General features: G+C 43.5%; 5 protein-coding genes. 1 reads left to right on the top strand and 4 read right to left on the bottom strand.

What is annotated here, in order from left to right; genetic code table 11:
* Positions 1-202 precede the first annotated feature (202 nt).
* The 4 genes from fusA to CXF65_RS04220 form a co-directional block, all read right to left on the bottom strand.
* Positions 203-2,329: an elongation factor G gene (fusA, locus tag CXF65_RS04235; protein WP_025652482.1), complete on the bottom strand. Its 2,127-nt coding sequence runs from the start codon at positions 2,327-2,329 to the stop codon at positions 203-205.
* A 363-nt stretch (positions 2,330-2,692) separates the two neighbouring features.
* On the bottom strand, positions 2,693-3,166 hold the full coding sequence (rpsG, locus tag CXF65_RS04230; RefSeq protein ID WP_025652483.1) for a 30S ribosomal protein S7: 474 nt from the start codon (positions 3,164-3,166) through the stop codon (positions 2,693-2,695).
* Positions 3,167-3,376: 210 nt separating this feature from the next.
* Positions 3,377-3,751, bottom strand: coding sequence for a 30S ribosomal protein S12 (rpsL, locus tag CXF65_RS04225; RefSeq protein ID WP_010200611.1), 375 nt, complete (start codon positions 3,749-3,751; stop codon positions 3,377-3,379).
* Positions 3,752-4,161: 410 nt separating this feature from the next.
* Positions 4,162-5,262 carry an EcsC family protein gene (locus CXF65_RS04220; protein WP_101211153.1) on the bottom strand — a complete coding sequence of 367 codons (1,101 nt, stop codon included), beginning with the start codon at positions 5,260-5,262 and terminating at the stop codon, positions 4,162-4,164.
* Between the two features lie 583 nt (positions 5,263-5,845).
* On the opposite strand from CXF65_RS04220, the gene CXF65_RS04215 reads away from it, so the two are divergent.
* On the top strand, positions 5,846-7,081 hold the full coding sequence (locus tag CXF65_RS04215) for a beta-ketoacyl-ACP synthase II (protein WP_101211152.1): 1,236 nt from the start codon (positions 5,846-5,848) through the stop codon (positions 7,079-7,081).
* The last annotated feature ends 3 nt before the right edge of the window (positions 7,082-7,084 follow it).

Raw genomic sequence — 7,084 nt, 5'->3', positions numbered from 1 at the left:
GGGCAGTGTTCAACTATGATAAATACAGTAGTTGAGACAATCCTGACCACATTAAGATAATTGTTAAAAGGGTGCACATACTAATGTGCAGATATTATAAGAAAATCACGGCCAATAACAAGTCTTTTAACCAATTATTGGCGTATTCTTCAATGACAATATAAAGATATGCCCTATATTGTCATTATTAAATAACGATTATTTACTCGTCGCCATCTTTAGAGTTGAACTTAGAGATGATGTCAGCGGCCACTGATTTTGGAATCTCAGCGTACTTTTGGAATTCCATTGAGTATGTTGCACGGCCTTGAGACATTGAGCGCATCTGTGTGGCATAGCCAAACATTTCCGCTAATGGGACTTCTGCACGAATCTGCTTAGTACCACCAGGTAAATCTTCCATACCTTGAACCATACCACGACGACGGTTTAAATCGCCCATGATGTCGCCCATGTAATCTTCAGGGGTCTCAACTTCAACTTTCATCACTGGCTCAAGTAGTGCAGGGTTTGCTGCCATGAAGCCTTTTTTGAAAGCGATAGAACCAGCCATTTTAAATGATAGCTCATCCGAGTCAACGTCATGGTAAGAACCGTCATACAATGTCGCTTTTACGCCAACGATTGGATAGCCAGCAAGTACGCCGTTTTTCATGCGCTCTTGAATACCTTTATCAACCGCACCGTGGAATTCTTTTGGTACCGTACCACCAACCACTTCTTCAGCGAATTCATATAGAACGTCGCCCGCTGGATCCATAGGCTCAAGACGTAACCAAACGTGACCAAATTTACCACGACCACCTGTTTGACGTACGAATTTGCCTTCTTGCTCAACCGTCTCACGAATCGTCTCACGATAAGCAACCTGCGGCGCACCGATGTTGGCTTCAACGTTAAACTCACGCTTCATACGGTCAACTAGAATCTCTAGATGCAGCTCACCCATACCACTGATGATCGTCTGACCAGATTCTTCGTCAGTATGTACACGGAACGATGGATCTTCTTTGGCCAAACGACCTAAAGCGATAGACATTCTTTCTTGGTCAGCTTTGGTCTTAGGTTCAACGGCAAGACTTATAACTGGATCTGGGAATTCCATACGCTCAAGTGTGATAACATTTTGCTCATCACATAGCGTATCACCAGTCGTCACATCTTTCATGCCAACCAATGCTGCGATATCACCAGTACGAATTTCTGCAAGCTCTTCTTGAGAGTTCGCCATCATCTGTACGATACGACCAACGCGCTCACGCTTCATTTTAACTGGGTTATAGACACTGCTACCTTGCGTCAAAACACCTGAATAAACACGAACGAAGGTTAAGTTACCAACGAACTTATCATTCATGATTTTGAATGCTAAAGCTGAGAATGGGGCTTCGTCTGATGCTTCACGAGTGCCTTCACTTTCTTCTTTGTCATCAAGAATACCGCGGATAGCTGGTACATCCATTGGCGCAGGCAGATACTGAATAACCGCATCCAACATCTTTTGTACACCTTTGTTTTTAAAGGCAGTACCACAAAGTAGTGGAATGATTTGATTATCAATAGTCAACTGACGAATAGCAGCATTGATTTGCTCTACAGACAATTCACCGTTTTCAAGATACTCATTCATGAGTTCTTCTGATGCTTCAGCGGCATTTTCTACAAGATGTTCGCGATACTCTTCCGCTTTTTCTTGTAGTTCAGCTGGAATTTCGCGCTCTTCAAATTCCATACCTTGAGACGCTTCATCCCAATATAGAGCTTTCATAGTCACAAGATCAACAACGCCTTCGAAGTCGTCTTCTTTACCAATTGGAATAACCAATGGTACAGGGTTGCCACCTAGACGAGTTTTGATTTGCTCAATAACACGATAAAAATCAGCGCCAACGCGATCCATTTTGTTTACAAATGCAAGACGTGGAACTTTATATTTGTTTGCCTGACGCCATACGGTCTCAGACTGTGGCTGAACGCCGCCTACTGCACAGTAAACCATGCAAGCGCCATCAAGTACACGCATAGAACGTTCAACTTCGATCGTGAAATCAACGTGACCTGGGGTGTCAATAATGTTGATACGATGTTCGTCAAACTGCTTTGCCATACCTGACCAAAAGCAAGTCGTCGCCGCAGAAGTAATAGTAATACCGCGCTCTTGTTCTTGCTCCATCCAATCCATGGTGGCTGCGCCATCATGAACTTCACCAAGCTTGTGGCTAACGCCGGTATAGAATAAGACACGCTCTGTCGTGGTCGTTTTACCAGCATCAATGTGCGCAGAAATGCCAATATTGCGATAGCGTTTTAGGGGAGTTTTACGAGCCATAGTGTTTTCCTAGGGAAATTCGTGTATATATTAATGTGTTGTATCTCTACCTCATACTCTATGACAAAGCAGTCAGCTTCGTAATATTACTTACTGATTATTGGGCCTAATACGGACAAAAAAAGAGCAAATACTTAGAATAGTGCGGCATCAAATTTGGGATGCTGTCTATAAAGAACAGTATCCTTTTCAGGACAGCATCTTGACAGATGTCCGCCATCCAGATTATGTGAGTATTTTATTATCTTACGATGAAAAAATATCAATAATCTGATGAGGATGACGGCAATCAATAGAATAAATAATTAACTAGCATCAGCTATTTCTTTAAAACTACTCTTGATAGGTAGTCTAAAAAATAGCTTAGAAACGGTAATGAGAGAACGCTTTGTTAGCATCTGCCATACGGTGAACTTCGTCACGTTTCTTCATAGCGTTGCCTTTACCATCAGCGGCATCATTCAATTCGCCAGCCAAACGTAAAGCCATAGATTTTTCAGAACGCTTTGCAGCAGCTTCAGCTAACCAACGCATAGCCAAGGCAGTACGACGGGAGGGGCGTACTTCCATTGGTACTTGGTAGGTAGCACCACCAACACGGCGAGCTTTTACTTCTACCATTGGGCGTACATTCTCTAAAACTTCTTCGAAGAAAGAGACTGGATCTTCAATCTTACGCTTTTCACTTACTGTCTCAAGAGCACCGTAAACGATACGCTCAGCAGTAGATTTTTTACCATCACTCATTACATGGTTGATGAATTTTGCAACAGTTTGGCTACCAAACTTAGGATCCGGTAGGATCTCACGGGTAGCAACGACGCGACGTCTTGGCATAATAAATTTCCTTGTCTTCAGGAGTGTCCAACATTCACAACATCATACTTGTCATAATAGGACAGGGTGATGAGTTGTCAGTTAGCCTTACTGCATGGTGGTATGTTTGCGAGTAACCAGTCGATATAAAATAATTTATATTAACCAATACTACCGCTGACACCGAACCCATGCACAGTTATTGGGTAATGCAAATAAGCTAAGCTAATATTAAGCTTTAGGCTTCTTGGCACCATATTTAGAGCGACCTTGTCTACGGTCTTTAACGCCTGCGCAATCTAGTGCACCGCGAACGGTATGATAACGTACACCTGGTAGATCTTTTACACGACCACCACGGATAAGAACAACACTGTGCTCTTGTAGGTTATGACCTTCGCCGCCGATGTAGCTTGATACTTCATAGCCTGAAGTCAAACGTACACGACATACTTTACGCATGGCTGAGTTAGGTTTTTTAGGCGTGGTAGTATATACACGAGTACATACACCGCGACGTTGTGGGCACGCTTGCAACGCAGGAACTTTTGACTTTTCCTTGATGGTTTTGCGACCCTTGCGAATCAATTGGTTAGTTGTTGCCATGAGGCATCCTTCTCCCGTTTGGTATAAAACAAAAAAATGGGGCAATGCACCATCGATCTGACGCAATTCGCAGATTTCGGCACACCCATTTTTAGGACAGTATATTATAAAGAGTTGTTGCTGCTAATTCAACCACTTATGAGTGGTTTTACTTTACAACATTCGATATATATGCATTAAGCCTACCACTATAACACTTTATCTGTTCTGCACTAAAAAATAGCTGAAAAACAAGACGTTAAATACGGTAAAGCTGGCAGACTTAGGCAGTATGAACACAAGCATTATCGATAAAAGATATTTAGAGATAAATGCTTGGCAGTTCGTGACCATTAAATGGCGATATTATCTTGTTTTTCAAGACAGCCAAGAAAATATCGCTACATTTAAATATGGACCGTTATTTCAATTTACTTCTTTGGTTGGTCAGCTGCTTTGTCCGTCTCTGTATTTTTTGGCTGGCTATCTGACGATTTATCTGAGCTGTCTTTTTTACTGTCTTGGTCTTTTGGCTCTTTTTGCTCATCGTTACTGGTGGTTTTACTTACCTCTTCCTCGCTACCGCTATCATCAGTAATCGCACGATTGGCAAGTTTTGCTTCTGGAGCAAAGGTTGCTTGCGCTACCCCGATAACCTCGTCAATGAGCTGACTATTATAACGCATACCTACTATTACCGCAGTGCCTGGTAAAAAACGACGTATCCATGACAAATTGATCTGATCAAGATCGATGCCTACTTGACTGGCAATATTGTCTACTTGTTCAGCATAGAAGTTCACATTTTTATTTTTAAGACCTAGATTTTTAAGCTCATTGTGTAAACCGCTGCTTTGCGCATTATCCAGTAAGCCTTTACCAATACCAATGCCCGCCAGTAGCGCTTGTTTTTCTTGCATCTTGCTGAGGTCAGCATTGGCAAGCAGCTCGTACGCCATCTTCACGCCTTGCTTACCTGTCAACGGCTTATTATAAACCGCCGCCAATTGATAAACGGTACGCAAAGAGACCAGCAATAGCCATAAAGTATCAGCCAACAAACCTGGTAGTCCGGCCAAACCAGTCAAACCACCAATCGTAGCAAGCGCACGGTTTTGATTGGCAATGTCGGTCGCCAATGCGTAGCGCTCTTCATCGTCTAAACTCGCCACGCTGGCAAAACGATGCTCATTGGGCAAATCAATCTGGCTCCAAGTGGCTGCAAGCTTAGCAATTTGTGCAAATGCCCCGTCAACCGTCGATTGGAATAAACTATTCGGCACTACTTTTTTGGCATACTTGCCATAAGTCGCAAATCGTGTGCCCAATAACTGCTGGGTCGCCTTTAGGGTTTGTTCTCGGAATAGGTCTTGTTGAAAATCTTCATCGCCTAGATTTACCGCTTTATAGTGACTTGGCTTACCCGTTTTTGCATTCATGCTGTCAATCACTGCACCCATGCGCTCCAGATTATTGCGCGTAAAAGAGCCAATGGTATTAATGCCTTTAGAGAGAGTGCTACGCTTTGCCATCGTGATGTCCTTAATATGATGATTGGTCGTTTTTTTATAGTAGTAATGAATGGGTCATTTTAGCCAATGAGGCAAACGGCTGTCAGTGCGAACAATGTTATCGCGCTCACAAATTTTGTATCTAAAAGTATGGTTTATTTATAATTGTCGACCTTCTCCTACCCCTCTACCCTGCTTTTATTTGGACAAAAATAGCCATGTCTCAATGACCAAAACAACGATTATCATATCGCAAAACAGACAGGGATAGTTACTTTTAACCGTAATCAATGTTTTGTCGTTATTTTGCACTTATCCAAAGATTTTGAACCCTTGATACGTTATCATATGGCATAGGCTGAGGCATTAGCTGGCCACTATTTATCATGGATTTGGTTCTATGATAAAAGCAATAATCCTGTGAAAGCGGCCTATATAGGTTAAAAGACTTGTTAGAAATAGTCGTTATTTAAGCCTCTAGGCTGTCTTCATCAGGCTATTGCTACAAAAAACAGCCATGCCAACCGCTACATAATAGAATGTTGGACTCAAAAGCGATTATTAAAGGTAATTATCAAAAATCGTTATTAATAAGGAATAGAATATGCGCCGCGTTGTTATCACTGGAGCAGGGATTGTCTCTTGTATCGGACATGATTTAGCCACCGTCACTGCCGCTCTTAAGCAAGGGCAGTCTGGTATTACATTTAACGACTCTTATGCTGAGCATGAATTTAAGTCGCACGTTAGTGGCAGTATCGATAAAGCAGAACTTGACACCTCCGCTATAGATCGTAAATTAAAGCGCTTCTTTAGTGATGCCAGCCTCTATGCCTATGTTAGCGCCTTGAATGCAATCGAGCACGCTGGCTTGTCGCTTGAGACTATCAATAGCAATCCACGTGTGGGTGTCGTAGCCAGCTCGGGCGGCGCATCGACAGAAAATATCGTCAATGCCATAGATGCGATGCGTGAAAAAGGTCTACGCGGTGTCGGTGCGATGGCGGTACCAAAAACGATGGGCAGCTCGGTATCCGCCGCCTTGGCCACTGGGCTAAAAATTCAGGGTGTTTCCTACTCTCTTGCCTCTGCTTGCGCGACCTCAACCCACTGTATCGGCCATGCCGCTGAGCTTATTCAGCTCGGTAAAGCTGATATTGTACTCGCTGGTGGCAGTGAAGCGGAACACTGGACGCAGTCATGTATGTTTGATGCCATGGGTGCGGTCAGTACTCAGTATAATGACACGCCACAACTTGCCTCAAGAGCGTATGACAAAGACCGTGATGGTTTTGTCATTGCCGCTGGTGGCGCGATGGTTGTTGTTGAGAGCTTAGAGCATGCCCAAGCACGTGGTGCCAATATATTGGCTGAAATTGTCGGCTACGGGGCCAGCTCTGATGGTGCAGAAATGGTCGCACCAAGCGGTGAAGGTGCAGTACGCTGTATGCAGCAAGCACTAGCCGGAGCGGGCTTACAAAGCGTCGATTATATCAATAGCCACGGTACGAGTACGCCACTAGGTGATATCACTGAGCTTAAAGCGATTGCTAAAGTATTCGGTAATGATGTCAACAAAGTCCCGCCTATCAGCTCGACCAAGTCAATGACCGGTCATAGCTTGGGTGCCGTCGGTGCGCAAGAATTAATCTATTGCTTACTGATGCTACAAGAAGGCTTCATTGCGCCAAGTATTAATGTTGAGAATTTAGACCCTGCGGCTGAAGGCTTTGATATCGTCACCGAAAAACGCGACGCCAATCTCGAAACCTTGATGAGTAATAGCTTTGGCTTTGGCGGTACCAATGCCACCTTAATTATCAAAAAGTTTGACGCGTAAATT

Source organism: Psychrobacter sp. Sarcosine-3u-12, from assembly GCF_002836005.1.
In the GTDB taxonomy this organism is placed as follows: domain Bacteria; phylum Pseudomonadota; class Gammaproteobacteria; order Pseudomonadales; family Moraxellaceae; genus Psychrobacter; species Psychrobacter okhotskensis.
The sequence above is the reverse complement of the archived record's forward strand: the minus strand, read 5'-3'. Positions and strand labels throughout refer to the sequence as shown.

Excerpts from the sequence above, each read along its gene's own strand:
- fusA (WP_025652482.1), bottom strand. The coding sequence starts at position 2,329 with ATGGCTCGTAAAACTCCCCTAAAACGCTATCGCAATATTGGCATTTCT.
- rpsL (WP_010200611.1), bottom strand. The coding sequence starts at position 3,751 with ATGGCAACAACTAACCAATTGATTCGCAAGGGTCGCAAAACCATCAAG.
- rpsG (WP_025652483.1), bottom strand. The coding sequence starts at position 3,166 with ATGCCAAGACGTCGCGTCGTTGCTACCCGTGAGATCCTACCGGATCCT.
- CXF65_RS04220 (WP_101211153.1), bottom strand. The coding sequence starts at position 5,262 with ATGGCAAAGCGTAGCACTCTCTCTAAAGGCATTAATACCATTGGCTCT.
- CXF65_RS04215 (WP_101211152.1), top strand. The coding sequence starts at position 5,846 with ATGCGCCGCGTTGTTATCACTGGAGCAGGGATTGTCTCTTGTATCGGA.